Here is a 23,030-nt window from a genome sequence, read left to right as displayed (position 1 = left end):
GCGGTCACTCGCCGGACTGGTCGGCCTGCTCGAGCAGCAGGGCGAGGGTGTCCATCTGCGCCTCGTCCAACCGGGCGAGGGGGAAGTCGGAAGCGGAGAGGGCGGCGCGGGTGTTCTGGTTCCCGGCGCACAGCGCGCGCAGTGCACCGAGCACGTCCGTGGCGAGCCGCTCCACGTCCGAGTCCCGGCACGCGCCCTGAGCATGGGTGCAGCGCAGGTGGAGCCGGCCGCCGGACAGTGAGCCCTCGAGCACCAGGGCGTGGTCACCCGGTGGCCGTTGGCTGGAGAGCCCTTCCGGGAGTTCCTGGCCCGCGCCCGGCAGCCGCAGTTCCACGTCGGCCTGGGGACGAGCACCGCCCGCGGGGAGCTGGCGCACCTGCTCCTTGATGGCCTTGAGGAGCGATACCTCATCGGCGCCCTCGGGCGTTTCGAGGCGCAGGGGCCAGCTCACGTCGAAGCAGCCCACGGTGCGGGAGCAGTCGATGCCCTCGAACGCGCCGCGCCCGTCGCGGGTGAGGTCGATGAGGTGCGCGCGTCCCTTCGTCCAACCCGGGAGCGCCTGGGCCAGTCCCATGAGCAGGGCCTCGCCGAGGTCGGCGCGCCAGTCGCTCGTGAGCTTCTCCCGGAGCGTTCGCGTCTCCTCCACGGTCAGCGACACCGTGTGCTCGCGCAGGGGACCTCGCGCGGTGCGCTCCGCAGGGATGCGCGTGAGGTTCTCCCGTGGCGGGGCTTCGGTGCTCCGGGACGCGGAGGTCTCGGCCAGACGCTCCGCCCAGCGCTTGAACGAGGCCGTCTTCGGGCGCGGGCTCTCGCCGTCCTTGCGCCGCAGGGCTTCCTTCAGATCCTCGGCGAGGATGCGCCACGAGGCCGCGTCGAGCACGAGCGCGTGGCCAGCGAGCAGGAGGCGGTCCTCCCGTCCCGGGCGGTGCACGAGCGTCCCCACGAGCATCGTTCCCTGGGTCGGGTCGAGCTTCGTCTGGAGGTTCGACTCGTCAGCCCCCATCAGGAGCGGCACGGCCGTGCCCGGAGACATGCCCTCCTGCTTCCAGCCCGTGTCCTCGCGGACGAAGCGGTGGCGGAGTGCATCGTGCTGAGTGAGCACCTCTCCGAGTGCCTTTTCCAAGCGGGGAAGCTCGAAGGTTCCGGGGATGTCCAGCCCCAGAACCCGGCTTGTCCCTGCGGGAGGCGGAGGGCTCTCTCCGAGGAGGCGGTGCTGCTCGGGGGTGAGGGGCACGGGGCCCACCACCGGACCCTGGAGCGTCAGCAGCCCCTCCAGCACGCGGGCGAGCTGCGCGATGGTCGAACTCTGGAAGAACTGCTCCGGGTTGAGCTGGAGTCCCTGACGGCTTCCCCTCGCCATGATCTGGATGGCCATGACGGAGTCGCCGCCGAGCTCGAAGAAGTCGTCGTGGACGCCGATGCCCTCGATGCCCAGCACCTCCTGCCAGGCCGCGGCGAGTTTCTGCTCCAGCTCGTTGCGAGGCGCCACGTGGGCCGTCTTGAGGCCCGGCCGGGGCTGGAGCCCGCTGCTCTCCGTGCGTGAGCCTCCCACGGCCTCGGCGATGCGCTCGCGGACGACCTCGTCGGTGCGCTCCTGGGTGGCGCGCAGATCCCTCACCGAGACCACCACCTGCGGCATCACCCGCGCCGCCAGCAGCCGCTCGAGCGCGGCCACGCCTTCGTGCGGGAGGATCTCCTGCCGCTCGGCCTCGGGCCGGCCGGTGCCGGACTCCGGCTCCTGCTGCGAGGCGGCCAGTGCACGGAGCTCTGCGGCGGGGTCGTTCACCCGCTTCTGGGTCAGCCGCTCCACCTCGGCGACCACCCGGCCTTGCTCGTCCATGAGCACGGCCTCGAAGACGAGCGTCTCGCCATCGGAGCTGGCCTGCTCCGGGAAGCGCGCGTGGGCGTGGATGCGCCGCGGAATGGGCCCGAGGAAGCGCAGGCGCCCGTAGCCGAACGGCAGGTAGAAGCCGTGCTCGGCGAGGAAGCTCTTCGCCATGCCGGAGGTCCGGTCCATGAGCGAGGGGTGGAAGTGCATCCGCTCGAAGTCGGCGGAGAACTCCGGCTGGAGCTCCAGGGTGACGAGCAGCTCGCCCTGGCCCACGTGGAGCTGGCGGACGCTGCGCCACCGGGGCCCGAGGTCTTCCTCGTACTCGGCCTCGAAAGAGGGGGGCGTGTGGCCGCACCGGCGGCGGATGGCGTCGACGTCGAGCACCCGCGGCTCCGGAGCACGGATGAACCGGGCGTGACCGGTAGCATGCGCGGTGGCCTTGCCCGTGCCGCCCTTCGGTTGCGAGCGCACCACCCAGCGGTAGTCCTCGCCCTCCTTGTCGATGACGAGCCGGATCTCGCGCGTCTCGCCGTCAGGCACGCGCAGCGGGAAGAGGAAGAAGGTGTCCACCAGTTCGAGCGTTCTGCCCTGGGCCTTGTCTGCGAGCGCGGCCCGGACCAGCTCGAACCAGGCGACGCCGGGGACGGTGGGGACGCCGACGATGCGGTGCTCGTCCACCACCCAGCGCGAGGGGCCATTGCCGATGTCGCTGGCGAAGACGAGGCGCTCCGGCGTGTCCACGAGGCAGCGGTGGAGGAGGGGATGGTCGAGCACGCGGACCGGCTCCTCCTCGCGGGAGCCCTTGCGCGCGGCCATGCCGACCTCGTCCCAGGCGCCCCAGTTCACCGAGACCGCGTGGATGCCGGTGCGCGCGTGCCAGGAGCGCAGGAAGGCATCCAGGAAGGTGTTGGCCGCCGTGTAGTCCACCTGTCCGAGCCGGCCGACGACGGAGGACAGCGACGAGCAGGCCACGAGGAAGTCGGGTTGGGAGCCCTCGAGCGCGGCCGCGAGCACCTGGGTCCCCTTCACCTTGGGGGCCAGCACGGCGGCGGCGGCCTCGGGCGTCTTGAGCTGGATGAGACCGCCGCCCGGAACACCCGCCGCGTGGATGACGCCATGGAGCGCACCGAAACGCTCCCGGGCCGCGGTCACGGCTCCGCGCATCGCCTCGAGCTCGGTGACATCCGCGCGGCACACGAGCACCTCCGCGCCCAGCTCCTCGAGCCGCTGGACGGCGCGGATCCTCCGGCGTGTCTCCTCCTGGCCAGGAGCCTCCAGGAGCCGGGGCCACTCCTCACGAGCAGGCAGCCCGGTGCGGCTGGTGAGCACGAGCCGGGCCTTCACCCGGGTGGCGAGCGCCTCGGCGAGCGAGAGCCCCATGCCGCCGAAGCCACCGGTGATGAGGTAGACGCCACGCTCGCGCAGGGGCGGCGTGCCCTCCTCGATGCGGAGCGACTCGAAGTCCCGCACCCACCGCCGGTTGTTGCGGTATGCGACGACGGGCTCCTCGGAGCCGGAGGAAGCCTCCGCCGCCAGCAACCCGGCGAGCCGCTCGAAGTGGAGGCTGTCCGCGGGAGGCAGCGAGACGTCCACGCTCCGGCAGCGGAGGCTGGGGTACTCGCGGGGAATGACGTGGACCGGGCCGAGCACCGTGGCCTGCTCGGGCCACACGAGGTCTCCGCCGGTGACCTCCTGCATGCCGTTGGTCACGGTCATCAGGTGTACCGGGCGCTCCAGGCCCTGACTCCCGAGCGCCTGCGCCAGCATCAGCAGGCCGTGGAAGGAGCGGGAGAGGACGTCCTCGGAGGAGACACCGGTGGTCTCGGGTGTGAGGCCGAAGAGATAGAGGATGCGCTCCGGGGCGCGTCCCTCGGTGCGCAACTCCGAGAGCAGGGCGGCATGGGCCTCGCGGGTGGGGGCCAGTTCGAAGGTGTCCGCGCCCGTGCGCCGGAAGGCGCGTCCCAGCCGGGCCTCGACGGCCTCCGCGCCCTGTTTCCGCAGGTGCTCGGCGATGCGCGCACCGAGCCCCGCCCCATCCGTGAGCAGCAGCCAGGCCGTGGGCTTCGCGCCCGCCGTGGGCTTCGGGGCGACGGGGGGCACCGACTCCTTCCAGACCGGCAGGTAGAACCAGCTCGACAGGTCCGTGCGCTTCTCGAGCGAGCCCACCGGCGCGGAGGGGGAGGCACGGAGCTCGACCCAGTGGCGCTGGCGCTCGAAGGGGTAGGTGGGCAGTGGCACCCGCTGGCGCTTCTCCGCGGAGAAGAGACCCGGGGCGGCCACGCCGTGCAGCCAGAGCTGGCCCACGGTGCGCAGCAGGTGCTCCACGTCCGAGGTGCGCTGCTCATCGGGCGCTGGCAGGCAGCTCAGCACCGCCGTGTCCGGCTTCTTGCGCGGGTGCCACCGCGCGAGCGTGCGCAGGGCACGGCCTGGACCCACCTCGAGCAGGAGGGCCTTGTCCTCCTTCAGCAGCTCATCCAGTCCATCGGCGAAGCGCACGGGACGGCGCAGGTGTTCGGCCCAGTAGCCCGGGTCCATGGCCTGCTCGGCGGACAGCCACGTGCCCGTGGTGCCGGACAGGAAGCGGCGCGTGGGCGGGTTGCGCTTCACCCGAGCCACGGCCTCGCGGAAGGGGACCACCGCGGAGTCCACCCGCGCGCAGTGGAAGGCATGGGACGTGTGCAGCCGCCTGTACGTCACCGCGCGCTCCGAGAGCCGCCGCTCCAGCGCGTCAACGGCCTCGCTGGAGCCCGCGGCGACACATGAGGACGGGCCATTCACCGCGGCGAGCTCCAACCCTGTGCCGAGCAGGGGCAGCAGCTCGCGCTCGGAGAGCTGGACGGAGAGCATCGCGCCCGGGGGACACGCTTGCAGCAGGCGGCCCCGGAGCGCGATGAGGTCCAGCGCGTCCTCCAGCGAGAACACGCCCGCGAGGCACGCGGCGACGAACTCGCCCACGCTGTGCCCGATCATCGCGTCCGGCCGGAGACCCCAGGACTCGAGCAGCTTCGCCAGTGCGTACTCGACGGCGAAGAGGGCCGGCTGCGCGAGGGCGGTCTGCTCCAGCCGCTTCGCCGCGTGGGCGTCGTTCCGGTCAGCGGGGAAGAGGACCGGGCGCAGGTCCAGGTCATGGCGCCGGCGCAGGGATTCGAGGCATCGGTCCAGTTCCTCGCGGAAGACGGGCTCGGAAGCGTGGAGGTCGGCGGCCATCCCCAGATGCTGGGAGCCCTGGCCGGGGAACATGAACACCAGCGAGCGGCGGACGGGCTCCTGCACGCGGGAGACCACCTGTCCCGGATGGAGGCTCTCGAGCGCCGCGATGGCATCCGGCGCGTCACGGCACACCACGAACCGGCGGTGGTCGAAGGTCCGCCGGCCCATGGCGAGCGTGTACGCCACGTCCGGGAGTGGCAGGCCGGGGTTCTGCTTCAGGTGTTGGGCGAGCCGGGCCGTCATGGCCTCCAGGGCCGCGTCCGAGCGGGCCGACAACTGGAAGAGCTGGAAGGGGCGCGAGGCAGCCGGGCCCGTGCGCTCCGGTGCTTCCTCGAGGACCACGTGCGCGTTGGTGCCGCCGAGGCCGAAGGCGCTCACGCCCGCGCGCCGGGGGGAGGGACCGTCCCAGTCGCGCAGGCGCGCGTTGACGTAGAAGGGGCTGGAGTCGAGGCCGAGCTCCGGGTTGGGAGACTCGAAGTGGAGGCTGGGCGGGAGGCGCCGGTGCTGGAGCGCGAGCGTCGTCTTGATGAGCCCGGCGACACCGGCCGCGGTGTCCAGGTGACCGAGGTTGGTCTTCACCGAGCCGAGCGCGCAGAAGCCCTGGCGCTGGGTGTGGTGGCGGAAGGCCTGGGTGAGCGCCTGGACCTCGATGGGGTCGCCAATCGGCGTGCCGGTGCCATGGGCCTCGACGTAGGAGATGGAATCGGGAGACACGCCCGCGAGGGCCTGGGCCATGGAGATGACCTCGGCCTGGCCCTCGACGCTCGGGGCGGTGTAGCCGACCTTCGAGGCACCATCGTTGTTGAGGGCGCCGCCGCGGATGACGGCGTGGATGGTGTCGCCATCGGCGAGCGCATCCGCGAGCCGCTTGAGCAGCACCACGCCCGCGCCGCTGCTGGGGACGGTGCCCTGGGCCCTGGCGTCGAAGGCGCGGCAGTGGCCGTCCGGCGAGCCGATGCCGCGCTCGTTGTAGAGGTAGCCGGTGCGCTGGGGGAGGGGGAGGGAGACGCCGCCGGCCAGCGCCATGTCGCACTGGTGGCTGAGCAGCGACTGGCAGGCGAGCACCACGGAGACGAGCGAGGTGGAGCACGCGGTCTGCACGGAGATGCCCGGTCCCTTGAGGTCGAGCTTGTACGCGGTGCGCGTGGCCAGGTGATCGTTCTTGTTGTGGAGGATGGTCTGGAACGCGTTCGCCGTGCCCACCAGCCGTCCGGCGGGGGCGAGGTGGTGGAGCAGGTAGCCGTTGGCTCCCGCGCCCGCGAAGACGCCGATGGGGCCCGCGTAGGCCGCGGGGTCATACCCGGCGCGCTCGAAGGCCTCCCAGGCACACTCCAGGAACACGCGCTGCTGCGGGTCCGTGAGCTCCGCCTCGCGCGGGGAGAATCCGAAGAAGCGCGCATCGAAGAGCTCGATGCCCTCGAGGACGCCCCGCGCCTTGACGTACCGTGCATCGCCCAGCTCCGCCGGATCGATGGCCGCGCGCTCCAGCTCCGTGTCGGAGAAGAAGGAGATGGACTCGATGCCTTCCTGGAGGTTGTGCCAGAACTGCTCCACCGTGTGGGCGCCGGGGAAACGGCACGCCATTCCGACGATGGCGATTCCTTCCACTTCCAGGGGTTGCTGCTCGGTGCTCATGCGTATCCTTGTATCACCCGCTTATCGGGGAACTCCCGTGGAAATGAACATGACATCAACTTCAACTTGGGATGGCGCGGCGTGTTAAAACCGCGCGGCTCTCACGCGGAGTAGGAGGCGCATGTGATGACGGCAACGCGAGAGGCCCCGGGGCCGAAGGGCCACTGGTTCTGGGGGAGTTTGCGTGAGCGGCGCGGGGAGTCACTCGGGTTCCTCGTGCGGATGCACCGCGAGTACGGCGACGTGGTGCAGTGGCGGATGGGGCCCGTGAACCGGGTGCTGTCGCTGGTGAACCCGGAGCACGTGCGGCACGTGCTGGTGGAGAACGTGGGCCGGTACTCGAAGGGCTCGGGCGCGCAGCGGTTGAGCACCATGCTGGGCAATGGCCTGCTGACGAGCGAGGGCCCGTTCTGGATGAGGCAGCGGCGGCTCGCGCAGCCCGCCTTCCATCGCGAGCGGCTGATGCGGATGGTGGGGATGATGGGGGAAGAGGTGGAGCGGATGGTGGAGCGGTGGAAGGCGCGCTCCGACACCTCCGCTCCGGTGGAGATGGCGGACGAGATGGCGCGCACGACGCTCTCCATCGCGAGCCGGGCGCTCTTCTCCACGCAGGTGCTGGGCGAGGCGGACCGTGTCCTGCCCTCGCTGACGGTGGGACAGCAGGTGGTGAACGAGCGGGTGCTCTCTCTGTTTCCGTTGCCGCTCTCCCTGCCCACGCCAGGCAACCGCGCGTTCCTCCGGGCGCGCCAGACGCTCGACTCGGTCGTCTTCGACATCATCGCGCGGCGCCGCCGGGGAGAGACGCAGGGGCAGGATCTGCTGGCGATGTTGATGGAGGCGCAGGACGCGGAGACCGGCGAGCGGATGACGGACGCGCAATTGCGCGACGAGCTGATGACGCTCTTCATCGCCGGCTATGAGACGACGGCCAACGCGCTGACGTGGGCGTGGTACCTGCTGTCCCAGCACCCGGAGGTGGAGCAGCGGGCGCGGAGCGAGGTGGCCGAGGTGCTCGGGGAGCGTGCGGCCGGGCCCGAGGACATTCCGAAGCTGCGCTACCTCGCGCAGGTGCTCGAGGAGAGCATGCGCCTGTATCCGCCGGCCTGGGTCATGGTGCGGCAGGCGCGGGAGGATGATGTGCTGGATGGCATCCGCATTCCGGCGGATCCGCGCCTCATCGTGGCCGTGTCGCCCTATGTGATTCACCGCCAGCCCCGGTTCTGGCCGGATCCAGAGCGGTTCGACCCGGAGCGCTTCTCGCCCGAGCGCGCGGCGGAGCGGCCGAAGTGGGTGTACCTGCCGTTCGGGGCGGGCCAGCGTCACTGTATCGGCAGCCACTTCGCGATGATGGAGATGGTGCTGGTGCTCGCGGGCGTGCTGCGGCGCTTCCGGCCGCGGCTCGTGCCCGGGCGGACTGTCGAGCTGGAGCCGCTGGTGGCGCTGCGGCCCAAGGGCGGTCTGCCCATGTTGCTGGAGCCTGTTACGGCCAGCGGTTAGCTTCCCGGGATGCTCACCGAGGTCAGCGCGGGGCCCTATACGATTCGAGGCATTTCGGTCGGCGGCGTGTACACGTCGCTGCAGGTGCCGGAGCTCGGCGTGGTGCTCGATGCCGGAGTGCCCATCCGCTCCTTCGCCGGGACGGACCGCATCTTCCTGAGCCACGGCCACTCCGACCACGCGAGCGCCCTCGGGTCTCTGCTCGGCATCCGCACGCTCATCGGCAAGCCACCTCCGCAGGTGTTCCTGCCCGCGGAGATCGAAGCGCCCGTGCGCGAGGCCCTCGCGGTTCAGGGCCGGCTGCACCGGACCGAGACCGACATCGAGACCGTGCCGATGCACCCGGGGGACACGCATCACCTCGGGCACGGGCTGTGGGTGCGCGCCTTCCGCACGCACCACAAGGTGCCCTCGCTCTGCTACCAGTTCTTCCGCCGCGTCTCGAAGCTCAAGCCCGAGTTCCAGAGCCTGCCCCCCGCGGAGATCGGCCGGCGGCGCCAGGCCGGGGAGCCGCTCTTCGACGAGATGGATCGGCTGGAGCTGGCCTATGCCACCGACACGCTCTCGCACGTGCTGGAGACCGCTCCCTCGCTGCTCGACTGCCGGGTGCTCATCCTGGAGTGCACGTTCATCGACTCCAAGCGCACGGTGCAGGATGCGCAGGAGCGCCTGCACATCCACCTGGATGAGATCCTCGCGCGGGCCGAGAGCTTCCAGAACGAGGCCCTGGTGCTGATGCACTTCAGCCAGGCCTACAGCCCTGATGAAGTTCACGCCGTGATTCAGGCTCGTGCCCCCGAGGGTCTGCGCGAGAGGCTCCGTATTTTCGCTCCCACCTCGGGACGCTGGTTCGGGTGAACAGCGGGGAGGACGGGCCCGGATACCCTCACCCCGTCCCTCTCCCGGGGGGAGAGGGGAGGGCGCGTGGGGTGGGTCGGCGTGGTTCGAGGGCCACGCCGTGGTCTTCCGGACACGCTCGCTCCGTGTGGGTCTCTGCTCTCCGTGTCCCGAAGTGCCCGGGAAGACGGCACTTTCGAGCAGCCGGGCGAGCACGCGCGCACTCACGCCCCGTTGGCATCCCGCGTGCTCTAGCCCCCTGACAAGGAGGAATCCAAAGTCATGGGCAAGCGCGTCGGTGTTCTGATGGGGGGTTGGGGCGAGGAGCGGGAGATTTCGTTGAAGACGGGTGAGGCGGTGGTGGCGGCCCTCGAGTCTCGCGGCCACACGGTGAGCCGCATCTTCGCCGGCCCCGGGCTGGACCGCGCCCTGCGCTCGGCCGAGCTCGACGTGGCCTTCCTCGCCCTCCACGGCCGCATGGGCGAGGACGGCAAGGTGCAGGGCCTCCTGGAGCTCATGGGGCTGCCCTACACCGGCTCGGGCGTGCTGGCCTCCGCGCTGGCCATGAACAAGCCCATGGCCAAGAAGCTCTTCCGCCTGCACAACCTCCCCACCCCCATGGGCTACCGCCTCGGCCGCGCCGACGTCCCCCGCGCCCTGGAGATCCACGGTGACCTCGGCTTCCCCTGCGTGGTGAAGCCCGCGTGTGGTGGCTCCTCCCTGGGCCTCTCCGTGGTGCGTGAGCCCGAGGCGCTCGCCGCCGCCGTGGCCCAGGCCTGCCGCTTCGGCGGCGAGGCCCTCGTGGAGCGCATGGCGCGCGGCCGCGAGGTGACCGTGGGCATCCTCGGCGAGGAGGTGCTCGGCACCTGCGAGATCGCCACCCCGCGCGAGGGCTTCGACTACGACGCCAAGTACAAGGGCGGCTCGCGCTACTTCCTCCCCGCGCGCCTGTCCCCCACGCGCGTGGCCAACGTGGAGTCGCTCGCGCTCGCCGCCTACCGCGCCCTGGGCTGCCGCGGCTACGGCCGGGTGGATCTCATCTGCTCGGAGGATGAGAACGACGTCATCCTCGAGGTGAACACGCTGCCCGGCATGACTCCCGCGAGCCTCCTGCCGAAGATTGCGGCCCAAAAGGGGCTCGACTTCCCCGCGCTGGTGGAGCGCATCCTGTCGCTCGCCACGCACGACGAGGTGGACGTGACCGAGGCTCCGCTGGCCCCGGAACCGCCCTCCGCCGCGCCCGTCGCGGTGGCCCAGCGCGCCGCCAGTTGAGGCCCCACTCCGCGTGTGGCGCCAGACAACCATTTGACAGTCACTTGACGCGTCCCTATTGTCCGGCGCTCGTTGTGAACCGGTAAAGACAAACCCTTGTCTTTCCGGGCACATACGTGGCGGGGGGCCCCGAGGGACCGAGTGCGGCGGTCTGCGCGGGTCGGTCTTTCAAACTCCGCCGAGCAGCGTAAGGACCGCGGCGACTTCACCCGCGGGAGGGGCCAGGTCAGATGACCACCGTCGAGATCATCTTCTTGGGCGTGTACTTCAGCGTCCTGTGCGTGCTCGCGGTCTACGGATCGCACCGCTACCGGATGGCGTATCTGTACTACCGCCACAAGTTCAGGCTGCCCACGCCCAAGGGCGTGCTTCCGGCGATGCCGCGGGTCACCATTCAGCTGCCCATCTTCAACGAGATGTACGTGGTGGAGCGCCTGGTGGAGTCGGTGTGCCGCATCGACTACCCGCGCGAGCTGCTGGAGATCCAGGTCCTGGACGACTCCACGGACGAGACGTGTGGCATCGCCCGCGCCTGCGTGGAGCGCCACCGGCAGAAGGGCCACGACATCGTCTACATCCACCGCGAGAACCGCTCGGGCTTCAAGGCGGGCGCGCTGGAGAACGGCCTGAAGACGGCCACCGGCGAGTACATCGCCGTGTTCGACGCGGACTTCGTGCCCAGCCCGGACTTCCTGCTGCGCACGGTGCCCTTCTTCGCCGACTCCAAGGTGGGCATGGTGCAGGTGCGCTGGGGCCACCTCAACCGTGAGTTCTCCATCCTCACCCAGGCCCAGAGCATCTTCCTGGACGGCCACTTCATCATCGAGCACACCGCGCGCAACCGCGCCGGCTGCTTCTTCAACTTCAACGGCACCGCCGGCATCTGGCGCCGCATCACCATCTCCGACGCGGGCGGCTGGCAGCACGACACGCTCACCGAGGACCTGGACCTGAGCTACCGCGCCCAGGTGAAGGGCTGGCAGTTCATCTTCCTGCCCGAGGTCATCTCCCCGGCCGAGCTGCCGGTGGACATGAACGCCTTCAAGAGCCAGCAGCACCGCTGGGCCAAGGGCTCCATCCAGACGGCGCGCAAGCTGCTGCCGATGATCCTCAAGAGCGACCTGCCCTTCGCCGTCAAGCGCGAGGCCTTCTTCCACCTCACCAACAACATGGCCTACCTGTTGATGGTGCTGCTCAGCGCGCTCATGCCGCTGTCCATGGTGGTGCGCTTCCAGCACGGCCTGTACGGCACGCTCTTCCTGGACCTGCCCTTCTTCATCAGCGCCACCGCCAGCGTCTGCGTCTTCTACGTGGCCGCCCAGCGCGAGCAGGGCGCCAAGGGGTGGGACCGCTTCAAGTACCTGCCCTTCATCATGAGCCTGGGCATCGGCATGGCCATCAGCAACGCCAAGGCCGTCATCGAGGCGCTCCTGGGCCAGCAGTCCGCCTTCGCCCGCACCCCGAAGACCGGCGCCGAGGGCAAGAAGATCACCGCCATCAAGAAGAGCTACCGCGGCAGCAAGACCCTGCTGCCCCTCATCGAGCTCGGCTTCGCCACCTACTTCCTGGGCGCGCTCTGGTTCGCCATCGACAAGCGCATCTGGGGCTCGGTGCCCTTCATCTTCCTGTTCCTCGCCGGCTTCGCCTACGTCGGCCTCTCCAGCCTCCTGGAGGGCCGCCTGAAGGTCACCGAGTCCGCTCCCGCTCCCATGCCGGTGTCCGAGGAGCAGACCCGCCGCGCCGCGTAGTGGGAACCGGGGTGGGGAAGACCCTCACCCCGACCCTCTCCCAGGGGGAGAGGGGGTTCCCTCGGGTCTCTCAGCGCCCGGACGTGCCGCCGTCTCCGGCCGTGGGTGTGGTCCCCGCATCCGGGACTCCCGCGTCCGGAGTCCCCGCATCGGGTGCGGCCCTCAGCAGCCGCTGGTCCTTCCACACCGGCTGCGGACCGCTGGGCGCCGGGCGGCAGTCCTCGTCGATGGCCGTGGACGCGATCGAACGCAGAGTCAGGCCCTTTTCGTCACACACCACCGCCCGTGTCGGGAAGCGCATCGGGCATGCCGCGCCCCCGGTGGTGAACGTGGTGGAGCGCGTCTCGCCCACGAAGCCGTCCGACGTGCGGTTCAGCACGATGCTCACCGTGGTGCCCCCATCCGCCTGGGCTTCCAGGCCCTGCCGGGTGCGCGCCAGCGTCAACGTCAGCGTGCTCCCGTCATCCTCGCCCACGTAGCGGAACGCGGGGTTCTCCGTGTGGTGGTACTCGCCTGCCTGGTTCTTTTCGCACCCAGGGGGGACCTGGATGGGGGGAGGCGCCGGGGGCTGGCCTGGGGTCCGGGCCGGGCAGGCCGTGAGGGCGGCCGCGAGGCCACCCGCTGCGATCCACATGATCTTTCGGGACATGGGAGCGGATCTTCCCTCAACCCGCCTCCGAGGTGGGCTCCTGTTTGACCCCTTTCCCGTGACTCTCTAACCTTTGTACCCGCCATGCTCCTGCGCCGCGCCTCCCTGATCGCGTTGCTCCTGTGCCTCGCCGCGCCGTCCTCCTACGCGCAGGGGATGGATGATCTCCTCGCGCCCCTGGCGCCCTCCTCGTCCGCGAAGAAGGGCAAGGGGAAGACGACCCAGCGCCGCACGCCCAAGGACACGAAGAAGAAGGCCCCGAAGGCCGCCAAGGGGGCCAAGGGCAAGAAGGGCAAGGGCGCCAAGGCCGTGGAGCCGGAAGAACAGGCGGACGCGCAGGCCGAGGGGTCTGATCTCCTCGCGCCCCTCGTCAAGAAGACCGAGCTGCTCGTGAAGCTGGGCGGCACCTCCGCCCGCGGGGCGCGCTTCTTCCTGAATGAGCAGGAGCTGGGGGCGATGCCCAAGGGCCCCATCGAGGTGGACCCCGGTGACCATGTCGTCGCCGTGCGCAAGACCGGCTACCGCGACTTCTCCCGCCGCATCACCGCCAAGGAGGGTGAGCTCACCGAGGTGACCGCGCTGCTCGAGCCCACCTCGGGCTTCGTCTCCGTGAAGGCCGATGTCGAGGGCGCCCGCGTTCTCATCAACGGCGATGACAAGGGCGTGGCCCCGCTCGACAGCCTCATGCTTCCGGCCGGCTCCTACGAGATCGTCGTCCAGCGTGACGGCTTCCGTTCCGAGTCGCAGCGCATCGCCGTTCGCGCCGGCAAGGAGTACACCGTCTCCGTCAACCTGCGTCCCGAGGCGCTCGCGCAGTCCGACAAGCCGAAGGCTGCGAATCTCACGCCGTCCCTCTCGGACCCCTCGCCGCTGACCCCGCAGCCGGCTCCGGCCGTCGCCTCGGCGAGCCCGCTCACCAGCCGCTGGTACTTCTGGGCCGGCGTGGGCGCCGTGGTCACCGCCGCCGCCGTCGGCACGGTGATGGCCACCTCGCAGCAGCCCCTGGACCCCAACAAGGTCTGCGGTACCACCTGCGATGGCGTCATCAACCGCCCCGCTGGGGGCGGGTTGTTCCAGTTCTGAGGCTCACGCTCGAGCGCGCAGCCAGGCTTCGCCTTCCTCCCGGGAACGGACGAATCGCACCAGCGGGTGTGTGCGATGTTCGTAGGCGAGTTCCTTGAAGCGCTCACCGTGGGCTTCCGGGTGGGGGACGACGAGCGCCACGCGCAGGCGGTAGTTCACGAACTTCTGTAGGAACTCGCCCGCCAACCCGGTGCGAAGGTTGAAGAACTCCGGAGCGAGGTCCTCCTCGGTGAAGAGGATTCCCTCCGCCCCGAAGCATGCGCCGATGGCATCGGTCACGTCCCGGACGGAACGGATGGAGAGGCCCGCTTCGGAGGCAACGAGGACGCCGCGTTCTTGTTCTTCGCTCATGGTTTCTCCTGTCGGCTACGAGTCTGGCGCAAGGCGGCGCCCCGTCCATCGACATCCCGCTCTGGGTGGCGGACAGCGTGGGCCGCTACCGCGTGCAGTCGGGTCAGCTCCGGCTGCCCGTGAGCCGCTGAGGCAGGTCCGCCCCGCCTCACCAGAACTTCCACCACGGTTTCCGGGGTGGGGCGGGCGGGCCAGGCGGAGGTGGGGCCGGGGCCGGGCTCCGGATCGCCGGCACCTGGTTGTGCAGCTCCGCCGCTGCCTCGTCCGACAACGTGATGAGTGCCGGGGTGAAGACGAGATCCTCGGGCTTCGAGCCCGCCTTCAGCGCGTTGTTGAGGACATGGGCGGTGGCGCTGCGCAGGGCGATCTCGTTGAACTGCTCGCCCGTCAGCGAGCGATCCACGAGCGCCTTCTCCGCGAGCCGGAGGGCTTCCCGCCACAGGGGATCCTCGGGCAGGAACACCGGCCGCTCGTGGCGCGAGCCGTCGGTGACGAAGAGGGCCATGTTGGCGAAGCGGGGCCCCATGTCGTGCATCAGCACCTGTGCGAAGGCCAGGGGGAGGTAGGCCACCAGCTTCTCCGCCTCCAGCGGCGTGGCTCCCTGGGCCCGAAGCTCCTCGTCGATGAGTTCATCGTCGCGGTTGGGAGGGTCGACGAAGGCGGCCACCGCCCGGCTCACGTCCACACCACCCTGGAGCACCAGGAACAGCCGCTGGCTGAAGAAGTGGGGAGCGCGCGGCCAGGGGGCCTTCCCGAGTGCCTCCTTCAGCTCGGGCCACTCCTCGTTGTCGAGGAGGACCTCGAGCGTCATGGGCCGCGACGACTGCTGGGCGTAATAGACGCGCACCCAGTGGGTGCCGGAGACCAGCGGCAGGGTCGCGAGTGCGCGCTCGAGCTCCTGGAACCAGGTGCGCGTGGCCTCCGCGGAGGGCTGTGCGCCCCGGCCCTGGATGTTCCCGAGGATGACCCGCCGGCGCACTCCGGAGATTTCCCACTCCGCGAGCGTCACGTGTTCATCGGGAGTCCGGACGAACGCACCCAGGAGGACGTGGAGCGAGCAGCGCGCGAGGTTTTCGAACGCATCCCGTTCGGCCTCCTGCGCCGTCTCGCCGAAGCCCGCAAAGGACTCGATGAGCACCCGCCCCGTCCACGGCTCGAGCACCACATCGAGCTGCACGGAGCAGTGCTTCGGGTGGGTCTGCGCGTTCACGAACCACGCCTGGGCCCGTGGGCCTGAAGGGCCCAGGCGCAGCCACTGGCCCTCCTCCAGGCAGGTCACGTCATGGAGTTGCAACAGCTCGCGCAGGGGCTCGAGGGCGGGGGACGCGTTCATGATTGTTCTCCTGGGAGGTCCAATGCCCCTCAGGGCTCGTAGGCGCGCAGCTGGTGGTCCAGTTGCCGCGCCAGCTCGGGGTCGAGGTGCCGGGCCGTGCGCACGGCATCCCTCAGCACGCGGACCTGCGCGGCCGAGGGACTGGCGGAGAAGCTCCGGAAGGACGCATCCAGCCAGTGCCTGAGTCGCGCCTGGACCCGCGCCCGCGCCAGGTCGTCCGGGAGGCCGATGGCCTCGAGCAGGAGGTGGAGGGCCTCGAAGCGGGGCAGGGCGTCGATGAGCTGGATGGCCTGCCGGAGGGTGTGAGGGGCGAGCCCCGGCAGCAAGAGGCACCGGCGCAGCCAGCCGGGGGTGACGCGTCCCGCGCGCGAGGCCAGGGCCAGGGCCGCGGCCCGGCAGACGCTCGGCGCCGGGTCGAGGAAGAGCTCGCGCAGGGCCTCCACCTCGCTGTCACCCGCCAGCCGGCCCAACGCCGTGACGGCCTCGCGCCGCACCGCCACGCGCGGGTGGGCGAGGAAGGGCGCCAGCAATGGCACATCCGAGGCGTTGCCCGTCTCCCCCAGCCCGGCGAGCGCTCCGGGCCGCGTGGGCGTCTCGCGGAGCGCCGCCCGGTACAGCCCGGATAGTTCCACGGAGCCGGAGAGCCTGCGCTGGGCGTAGTCGCGGATGGCGTGGTGGGGGTCCGTCAACGCCTCGCGGATCTTCGCCTCGCCGAGCGTGGGAAGCCGCCGCACGTAGATGGAGTAGGCCTCGCGCCGGATGAACATGGAGTGGGAGCGCTCCATGCGCGCCAGTACCCACGGGAGGGTTTCCTCGGAGAAGAGGTGCTCCACCCGCTCCACCACGAGCCGCCGCACCACCGGGTCCGTGTCGTCCAGGCCGCGCTCGGCGGCACGCCGGGCCATCTCCTCGGGGCCCTTCAGCAGCAGCCGGACCGCCGTCCGGCGCGAGTGCCACTTCAATGCATCGAGGTGCTTCTCCAGCCACGCGAGTGCGTCCGGCTGGCACAGCCTCGCCATCACCGCTTCCACGAAGGGCTGGTGGTCCGCGCGCTTGAAGTGGCGCAGCGCCTCCACCAGCGGGAAGTGCCGGGCCAGCAGTTCCAGCGGGACTCGGGGGAGCGCGGCCGTCGCGGCCTCGAGCGCCGCCTCGCGCACCGGGAGGACCCAGTCGTTGAGGCGCAGGAGGAGGAAGGGCCACGCGGCCACGTTCCCGCTCCGGAGCAGGTGGAGGAGGGCGGCCTGCCGCATGTAGCCACTCGGGTGGCTCGTGAGCAGCGTCGCCACCGAGGGGGACAGCGCCGCGTAGGGTTTGAGATCCTGGGGGCCGAGGCCGATGTAGTCCGTCTCGTAGAAGCTGACCTGGCGCAACGCCTCGTCCAGGCCGCGCACGTCCTCCGGGCCCAGGTGGGAGAGGAGGTGGTGCAGCGCGATGGCGAGCGAGCGGGCCTTGTCTTCCGACGCGGAGAACAGCTTCCGGAAGAGGGGAAGCACCAGGGTCGGCTCGTTCTGCGCGCCGAGTGTTGGCAGCAGGGACTCGTGGTGGGGTCCCCACGCGGACAGTGCCTCCAGCAGCGCCCGGGCACGGGTCGAGAGGTTTGTCATGGTGACTCCAGGACGTGCGCGGCGTGACCGCGCTGACGGGGGTGGGGAACGCACCCTGGGGAGCACCGGGGTAGGCTCGTCACGTGCTCACTTTCTACCATGTGCAGCTCGATGGATTCCCGGACCCGGCTGGGATGCCTCGGTTTCTCGAGGTGCTGCCCCCGACCGTGGAGCCGTGGTTGCGCGAGCGGCTGGAGCTCGGTGGGTCTCTCTCCGAGGAGGAACGGGAACGGCCTCGCTTCGCGGGCGTGGAGCTCTCCATCGGGGAGGCCTACGCGCTGCTCGCGCGGCTGCGGCAGACGGGGGCGAATGGTTATCTCGTGCCAGGGAGATACCGGACGCCCCGGCTCTCCGTGGAGGAGTCCCTGGCGATTGCCGAGAGGGAATTGCGCGAGCGCATCTCTGGCCACCGGACGTTTCGTTCCTTCCGATTCGAGCCGGTGCGTCTCAACGTTTCGTGGAGCACGCCGATGTTCCGGGTGTTCCAGGCCTACTCCCCGGACATGGATGAGCACGGTTACATTCCCGCCTCGCTGTCCGTGCAGGTGGACACACAGGACGGGCATCTCTGGGGGCCCGAGGAGTTCTTCCTGCTGCGGGAGCGGCTCGAGGAAGACGGCCGCCGGGCGCTGGGGTTGCCGCGGATGGAGTCCCCCTCGGAATCGAGCCGGCTGGAGCGGCGCAAGCGCCGCGGGAAGTTGAAGCGCGTGAAGCCGTGAGGGCCACGGGTGGGAAACAGGGGCCCGGAGTGTTCACGGGTGGAGCGCTGTGACAGATACCCTCACCCCGGCCCTCTCCCGAGGGGAGAGGGAGGACCATGCGGTGTAACATCTGTTTCATGCTCGCCTACCTGCGTCGCTGGCCGCTGCTGGCTCTGCTGCTCGTGCCCGGGGTTGCTCCCGCCGGGGACTTCGTCCCGCCCGAGGTGCAGTTCTCCCTCCAGCACCTCAAATCCGAGGAGAAGGCCCGTGTCGCACAGGCGCTCGGACCCCTGGAGAACCTGCCCCGCTATCAAGTCCAGCTCGAGGTGGATCCCAAGACGCGCAAGGTGAAGGGACATCTGCGCGTGCAGTTGTTCGTGCGCAACCGTCCGCTGGACGCCGTTCACCTTCGCGTCACCCCCAATGCCTTCGAGCCGCGCGTGGAGCTCTCCGAGGTGAAGGTGGACGGGAAGCCGGTGAAGCCGGAGCGTCCCGAGGACGGTCTCTACCGCCTGCCTCTGGCCAGCCCCGTGGCTCCGGGCGGTTCGGTGGTGGTGGACCTGGACCTGGAGGCACGGGTGCCGCGTGCGCAGCCCGGCTCCACGTCTCTGCTGGGTTCGCTCGGCTCGTCGGAGGGGGGCGGGGACTACGGCGCCTTCGCCGCCATGGACGACTTCATGAGCCTGGTGGGCGTGGTGCCGCTGGTGCCTCCCCTCGATACGAGCGGCAATCCCTGGGCCGGTCCCTCGGGCGTGGGCGACCTCGCGCTGTACGAGCCCTCGAACGTGCTCGCCAACGTCACCGTTCCCTCGGGCTGGAAGGTGCTCGCCACGGGCGTTCCCATGGGCGAGCTGCCCCAGAAGGACGGCCGCATCCGCTACACCTTCGCGGCGGGCGCGGTGCGGGACTTCCCCGTGTTCGCCTCGCGCGGCTACCAGAGCGCCACCACCACGGTGAATGGAGTCACCGTGGAGAGCCACTTCGCCGCCCGCGACGCCGCGGTGGGCAAGCGCGTGCTGAAGTACACCAGTGACGTGCTCACCGAGTTCGAGCGCCGTCTCGGGCCGCTGCCGTTCAAGTACTTCCGCGTGGTGGAGGCCCCGCTGGCCGGTGGCGCGGGCGGCATGGAGTTCCCCGGCCTCGTCACCGTGGGCACGGCCCTCTACCGTGGGGCGGCGGATCCGAACAGCGTGCTCCAGGGCGTGCCGGGCATGGGGCAGATGCAGCAGCTGCTGGAGGCCATGGGCGGGGACGCGGCACCGCTCGCGCAGCTGGGCCAGTCGCTGGAGCGCACGCTCGAGTTCACCGTGGCCCACGAGGTGGCGCACCAGTACTTCGCCGCGCTGGTGGGCTCGGATCCCATCCACATGCCGGTGGTGGACGAGACGCTCGCCCAGTACGCGGCGCTGCTCTACATGGAGTGGAAGCACGGGCGCGCGGTGGCGGACCGGATGCGCGAGGAGACGCTCGTGGGCTCCTACCACCTGTACCGGCTCTCGGGCGGCAAGGACGGCCCGGCGGACCGGCCCACCTCCGAGTTCGACGACTCCATGCAGTACGGCGCGCTGGTGTACGGCAAGGCGCCCCTGCTGCACCACGCCTCACGCAAGCTCGTGGGGGACGAGGCCTTCTTCAAGGCCCTGCGCTCCTACGTGGACGCGTACCGCTTCAAGTGGACGTGTGGCGACTGCTTCACCCGCGAGCTGGCCAAGGCGAGCCCCTCGAAGGCCCAGGCGCTGGAGCAGTTGCGCGTGCGCTGGTGGCAGGAGGCCCACGGGGACGAGGACCTCGGCAAGCCCAACATGGGCGCCATGCTCGGCGCCGGCATGAATGGGGAGGCGCTGGACCCGGAGACGCTCAAGCTCATGGAGGAGCTGCTTCCGGGCCTGATGAAGGGACAGGAGTAGGCGCTAGTCGAACAGCGCCTGGACGAACTCGCGGGGCTCGAAGCGGCGCAGGTCGGCGACCTTCTCGCCGACGCCCACCCACACCACGGGCAGCTTCAGCTCGTCGGCGATGCCGATGATGACGCCGCCCTTGGCCGTGCCGTCCAGCTTCGTCAGCGCGATGGCCGTCACGCCCACCGCCTCGTGGAACTGCTTGGCCTGCTGGATGGCGTTCTGCCCGTTGGTGGAGTCCAGCACCAGCAGCACCTCGTGGGGAGCCCCGGGAAGCGCCTTGTCGATGACGCGCTTCACCTTCTTCAGCTCGTCCATCAGGCTCACCTTGGTGTGGAGCCGGCCCGCCGTGTCCGCGATGACCACGTCGGCGCCCGTCTCCCGCCCCTTCTTGATGGCCTCGAACACCACCGAGCTCGGGTCCGCGCCCTCCACCCCCTTCACCAGCTCCGCCTTCGCCCGGTCCGCCCACACGTCGAGCTGCTCGGTGGCCGCCGCGCGGAACGTATCGCCCGCGGCCAGCAGCACCTTCTTGCCCTGGCCCGTCAGCTTCGCCGACAGCTTGCCGATCGTCGTCGTCTTCCCCGCGCCGTTGACGCCCACCACCATCACCACGTGCGGCGGGCCTCCGCCCTCCAGCGTGCGCGGCACCGGCAGGTCCACGATGCGCGTCACCTCCTCGCGGATGAGGTCCTTGATGCGGTTGGCGTCGCTCAGCTCGTTGCGCTTGAGCTTGTCGCGCGCCACCTCCACCAGGTTGGACGCGGTGCGCACGCCGATGTCCGCCGTGAAGAGGATCTCCTCCATCTCCGCCAGGACCGACTCGTCCACCTTGCGGTTGGAGCCGAACAGTCCGTTGAGCCGCGCCATGAAGCCCTGGTTGCGCGTCTTGTCCAGGCCCTGCGCCAGCGTCTGGCCCGCCTCGGCTTCGATCTTCGCCCGCGCCGCCGCCTCCGCCGCGCGCCGCGCCTCCTCGACGGCCGCCGCCTCCCGGGCCTTCTGCTCGGCCACCAGGCGCTCGCCCTCCTCGCGCTCGCGCTTGCGCCGCTCCTTCGCCTCGTCCTCCGCCGCCTTCTTCGCGCGGTACTCGGCGCGCTTCTCCTCCTCCTCGCGCTCCTTGAGGGCCCGGACCTCGGCCTCCAGGCGGGCGCGCTCGGTGGCATCCGTGGCGGCCTTCGCGGCGCGCGTGGCCTCCTCGCGCTGACGGGCGAGGGTCTCGGCACGGGCGTGGATCTCCTCCGCCTCGCGCAGCCTCGCGAGCTCCGCCTCGCCAGGCGGCAGCTCCACGCGCAGTTGCGGAGTCTCCGCGGGCAGCTCGGGCTTCTCCTTCGCGGGAGGCGGCACCGGCTTGCGGCCGGGCTCCTCGGGGCGCTTCTTGAAGAAGAGCTTGCGCGCCGCGGCCACCATCAGGGCCACGAGCAGCACGGTGATGCCCACGCCCACCACCGTGTCCACGGCGCTGCCCTCGGGCGGCGGGGGCGTGCCCGTCTCCGGTACCCCGGGCTGCGTCCGAGGGGGCTCCTGGGGCAGCGGAGCGGGCTGCGGCGACGGCGCCTGCGCGAGGAGGACGGGAAGGGCGGTGGGCGTCTTCATGACGCGCACCGCATACCTCAAGATGCCGCCGCGAGTCCCACCCATCTTCAGCCCCCGCCACACGGCCAACACGTCCCCGGGCCACGGGCCGGTGGATGCCGTGCCAGGAAGCCGCTAGAAACAGGGGGCCATGCGCCGTCCCACGCTCCTCGCCCTCCTCGGTTCCGCCACCCTCCTCAGCGCCTGCATCGTCGAGGCTCCTGGAGGCGCCAGCCCCAATGAGCGGCGCCAGGCCGTGGTGTCGCAGGTGCCGCCGCTCTCGGTGCGCAACGGCGCCAACTTCGAGGACAAGGTGGAATTGGTGGCCGCCACCGTGCAGCCCGGCCGCATCGCTCCCGGCGAGGGCGCCCGCGTCACCGCCTACTTCAAGGTCCTCAAGCCCCTGGAGGAGGACTACATCATCTTCGTCCACGTGGAGGACGCGGAGGGCCGCGCGGAGCGTCTCAACATCGACCACAAGCCGGCCGGTGGCCTCTACCCCACCACCCAGTGGAAGCCCGGCGAGACGGTGAAGGACGAGTTCAACATCGTGCTCCCTCCCGGCTCCGCCGCCCGCGCCCTCAACATCTGGATGGGCTTCTGGGACCCGAAGACGGACGCGCGCCTGCAGCTCAAGAATCCAGACGCGGTGCGCAACGACGGGCGCAGCCGCATCCTGCTCGCGCAGGTGCCCGTGGCACAGCCGTAGGTACAGGGAAAAAAACCGGAGTGGCCCTGTAAGCCGAGTCTTGTCCCCACCCCTTTCGGGATGGGCGGTGAACATTCATCTAGGGCCCTGGTTGCCCAGGGGCCTCATCAGCGAGCAACCCGAACGCATGGGGCGGGCAACCCCTGTCCCCTTGCGGGGACGCGCTCCTATTGGCTCTTGCTCCAGGTGGGGTTTTCCGTGCCGCTCGAGTCACCCCGAGCGCGGTGCGCTCTTACCGCACCGTTTCACCCTTACCGGCCCCTCGCGGAACCGGCGGTTTGTTTTCTGTGGCACTGTCCTGCGAGTCGCCTCGACTGGCCGTTAGCCAGCACCCTGCCCTATGGAGCTCGGACTTTCCTCCCGTCACCCGTTCCTGCAGTGACCAGCGTTCACCCGGACCACTCCGGCACACGCCTCATACAACAGAGGAGGGCCCGAGGTCACTCCGGCAGGACGCTCCGGCTCACATCCGCTCGTCGATGGCCCGGTTGCTCATCTCGTCGGCCGCCTTGTTCTTCTCGCGCGGCACGTGGGTGAGCTTCACCCGGGAGAACCGCTCGAGCAGCTCCGAGGCCTCCTCATAGAGGGGGCGGAGCGTGGGGCTCTTCACCTGGTAGCGCCCCTGGAGCTGGCGGATGAGCAGCTCGCTGTCGGCGAGTACCTCCAGCTCCTTCACCCCCAGGCTCCGGGCGTGCTTCAGGCCGAGCAGCAGGCCCATGTACTCGGCGTAGTTGTTCGTCTGGGTGCCCAGGAACCTGCCGAGCCGGGCCACCACCCGTCCCTCGGTGTCCACGAGCACCGCGCCGGCTCCGGCGGGACCCGGATTGCCCCGGGCGGCCCCGTCCGAGAAGAGCTTCAGGCTCGAGGGGATAGCACCTGGAGCGGGTGACTCCTGGGGCAGGGGAGGGATCGTCCGGGAGGGGCGGCGCGGCTCGGCGGCCGGAGGTTCGGGCGCACGAGTCGCGAGCTGGCTGGCCGCGGCTTCCAGGAGACGGCCCAGGTCCTCGCGGGTGAGGCCTGGAAAGGCCCGCACCGTCCCCGAGAGCGGCTCCTCGCGCCCGATGTAGCGGAGGAGCTCTGCGAGATCCGGCGGGGCCATC

The 23,030-nt window shown here is 70.5% G+C and carries 15 protein-coding genes and 1 other RNA gene; 8 read left to right on the top strand and 8 right to left on the bottom strand.

The window, feature by feature from the left end; all coding sequences use genetic code 11:
• Positions 1-4: 4 nt before the first annotated feature.
• A complete protein-coding gene (locus BO221_RS04755) occupies positions 5-6,676 on the bottom strand; it encodes a type I polyketide synthase (protein WP_073559068.1) in 6,672 nt (2,223 codons plus the stop codon).
• A 126-nt stretch (positions 6,677-6,802) separates the two neighbouring features.
• Between BO221_RS04755 and BO221_RS04750 the strand changes: the two genes are divergently transcribed.
• The 4 genes from BO221_RS04750 to BO221_RS04735 all read left to right on the top strand — a co-directional run bounded on the left by BO221_RS04750 (position 6,803) and on the right by BO221_RS04735 (position 12,030).
• Positions 6,803-8,173, top strand: a complete 1,371-nt coding sequence (locus BO221_RS04750) for a cytochrome P450 (protein ID WP_073559067.1) — start codon at positions 6,803-6,805, stop codon at positions 8,171-8,173.
• 9 nt (positions 8,174-8,182) lie between these two features.
• Positions 8,183-9,031 carry an MBL fold metallo-hydrolase gene (locus BO221_RS04745; RefSeq protein ID WP_073559066.1) on the top strand — a complete coding sequence of 283 codons (849 nt, stop codon included), beginning with the start codon at positions 8,183-8,185 and terminating at the stop codon, positions 9,029-9,031.
• A gap of 261 nt (positions 9,032-9,292) precedes the next feature.
• Positions 9,293-10,282, top strand: a complete 990-nt coding sequence (locus BO221_RS04740) for a D-alanine--D-alanine ligase (RefSeq protein ID WP_073559065.1) — start codon at positions 9,293-9,295, stop codon at positions 10,280-10,282.
• Between the two features lie 230 nt (positions 10,283-10,512).
• Positions 10,513-12,030: a cellulose synthase family protein gene (locus tag BO221_RS04735; protein ID WP_073559064.1), complete on the top strand. Its 1,518-nt coding sequence runs from the start codon at positions 10,513-10,515 to the stop codon at positions 12,028-12,030.
• 70 nt (positions 12,031-12,100) lie between these two features.
• Here BO221_RS04735 and BO221_RS04730 read toward each other — a convergent pair whose 3' ends face one another.
• Positions 12,101-12,679, bottom strand: coding sequence for a hypothetical protein (locus BO221_RS04730; protein WP_073559063.1), 579 nt, complete (start codon positions 12,677-12,679; stop codon positions 12,101-12,103).
• 84 nt (positions 12,680-12,763) lie between these two features.
• Here BO221_RS04730 and BO221_RS04725 point away from each other — a divergent pair, with 84 nt between their 5' ends.
• Positions 12,764-13,762, top strand: coding sequence for a PEGA domain-containing protein (locus BO221_RS04725; RefSeq protein WP_073559062.1), 999 nt, complete (start codon positions 12,764-12,766; stop codon positions 13,760-13,762).
• Between the two features lie 3 nt (positions 13,763-13,765).
• Here the strand turns inward: BO221_RS04725 and BO221_RS04720 are convergent, their stop codons facing one another.
• The 3 genes from BO221_RS04720 to BO221_RS04710 form a co-directional block, all read right to left on the bottom strand.
• Positions 13,766-14,113, bottom strand: a complete 348-nt coding sequence (locus BO221_RS04720) for a DUF4180 domain-containing protein (protein ID WP_073559061.1) — start codon at positions 14,111-14,113, stop codon at positions 13,766-13,768.
• A gap of 148 nt (positions 14,114-14,261) precedes the next feature.
• Positions 14,262-15,446, bottom strand: a complete 1,185-nt coding sequence (locus tag BO221_RS04715; protein WP_073559060.1) for a DUF6348 family protein — start codon at positions 15,444-15,446, stop codon at positions 14,262-14,264.
• A 29-nt stretch (positions 15,447-15,475) separates the two neighbouring features.
• The gene (locus tag BO221_RS04710) at positions 15,476-17,050 is read right to left on the bottom strand and encodes a HEAT repeat domain-containing protein (RefSeq protein WP_073559059.1); all 1,575 of its coding nucleotides are present in this window, start codon (positions 17,048-17,050) and stop codon (positions 15,476-15,478) included.
• A gap of 83 nt (positions 17,051-17,133) precedes the next feature.
• Here BO221_RS04710 and BO221_RS04705 point away from each other — a divergent pair, with 83 nt between their 5' ends.
• Both BO221_RS04705 and BO221_RS04700 read left to right on the top strand, forming a co-directional pair.
• Positions 17,134-17,769 (top strand): hypothetical protein, encoded by a 636-nt coding sequence (locus BO221_RS04705; RefSeq protein ID WP_073559058.1) that lies wholly within the window; start codon positions 17,134-17,136, stop codon positions 17,767-17,769.
• A 98-nt stretch (positions 17,770-17,867) separates the two neighbouring features.
• The gene (locus BO221_RS04700) at positions 17,868-19,658 is read left to right on the top strand and encodes a M1 family aminopeptidase (RefSeq protein WP_233165660.1); all 1,791 of its coding nucleotides are present in this window, start codon (positions 17,868-17,870) and stop codon (positions 19,656-19,658) included.
• Between the two features lie 3 nt (positions 19,659-19,661).
• Here BO221_RS04700 and ftsY read toward each other — a convergent pair whose 3' ends face one another.
• Entirely contained in the window at positions 19,662-21,242 is a 1,581-nt protein-coding gene (ftsY, locus tag BO221_RS04695; protein ID WP_073559472.1) for a signal recognition particle-docking protein FtsY, read from the bottom strand.
• 130 nt (positions 21,243-21,372) lie between these two features.
• Here ftsY and BO221_RS04690 point away from each other — a divergent pair, with 130 nt between their 5' ends.
• Positions 21,373-21,930: a hypothetical protein gene (locus tag BO221_RS04690; RefSeq protein ID WP_073559056.1), complete on the top strand. Its 558-nt coding sequence runs from the start codon at positions 21,373-21,375 to the stop codon at positions 21,928-21,930.
• Between the two features lie 13 nt (positions 21,931-21,943).
• Here the strand turns inward: BO221_RS04690 and rnpB are convergent.
• Together rnpB and BO221_RS04680 are read right to left on the bottom strand one after the other, a co-directional pair.
• Positions 21,944-22,335: RNase P RNA component class A (gene rnpB / locus BO221_RS04685), an RNA gene on the bottom strand.
• Positions 22,336-22,393: 58 nt separating this feature from the next.
• Positions 22,394-23,029 carry a ribonuclease HI family protein gene (locus tag BO221_RS04680; protein ID WP_073559055.1) on the bottom strand — a complete coding sequence of 212 codons (636 nt, stop codon included), beginning with the start codon at positions 23,027-23,029 and terminating at the stop codon, positions 22,394-22,396.
• Between the last annotated feature and the right edge of the window lies 1 nt (position 23,030).

This window comes from Archangium sp. Cb G35, from assembly GCF_001896145.1.
Lineage (GTDB): Bacteria > Myxococcota > Myxococcia > Myxococcales > Myxococcaceae > Archangium > Archangium violaceum.
This window is presented reverse-complemented; position numbering and strand designations above follow the sequence as displayed.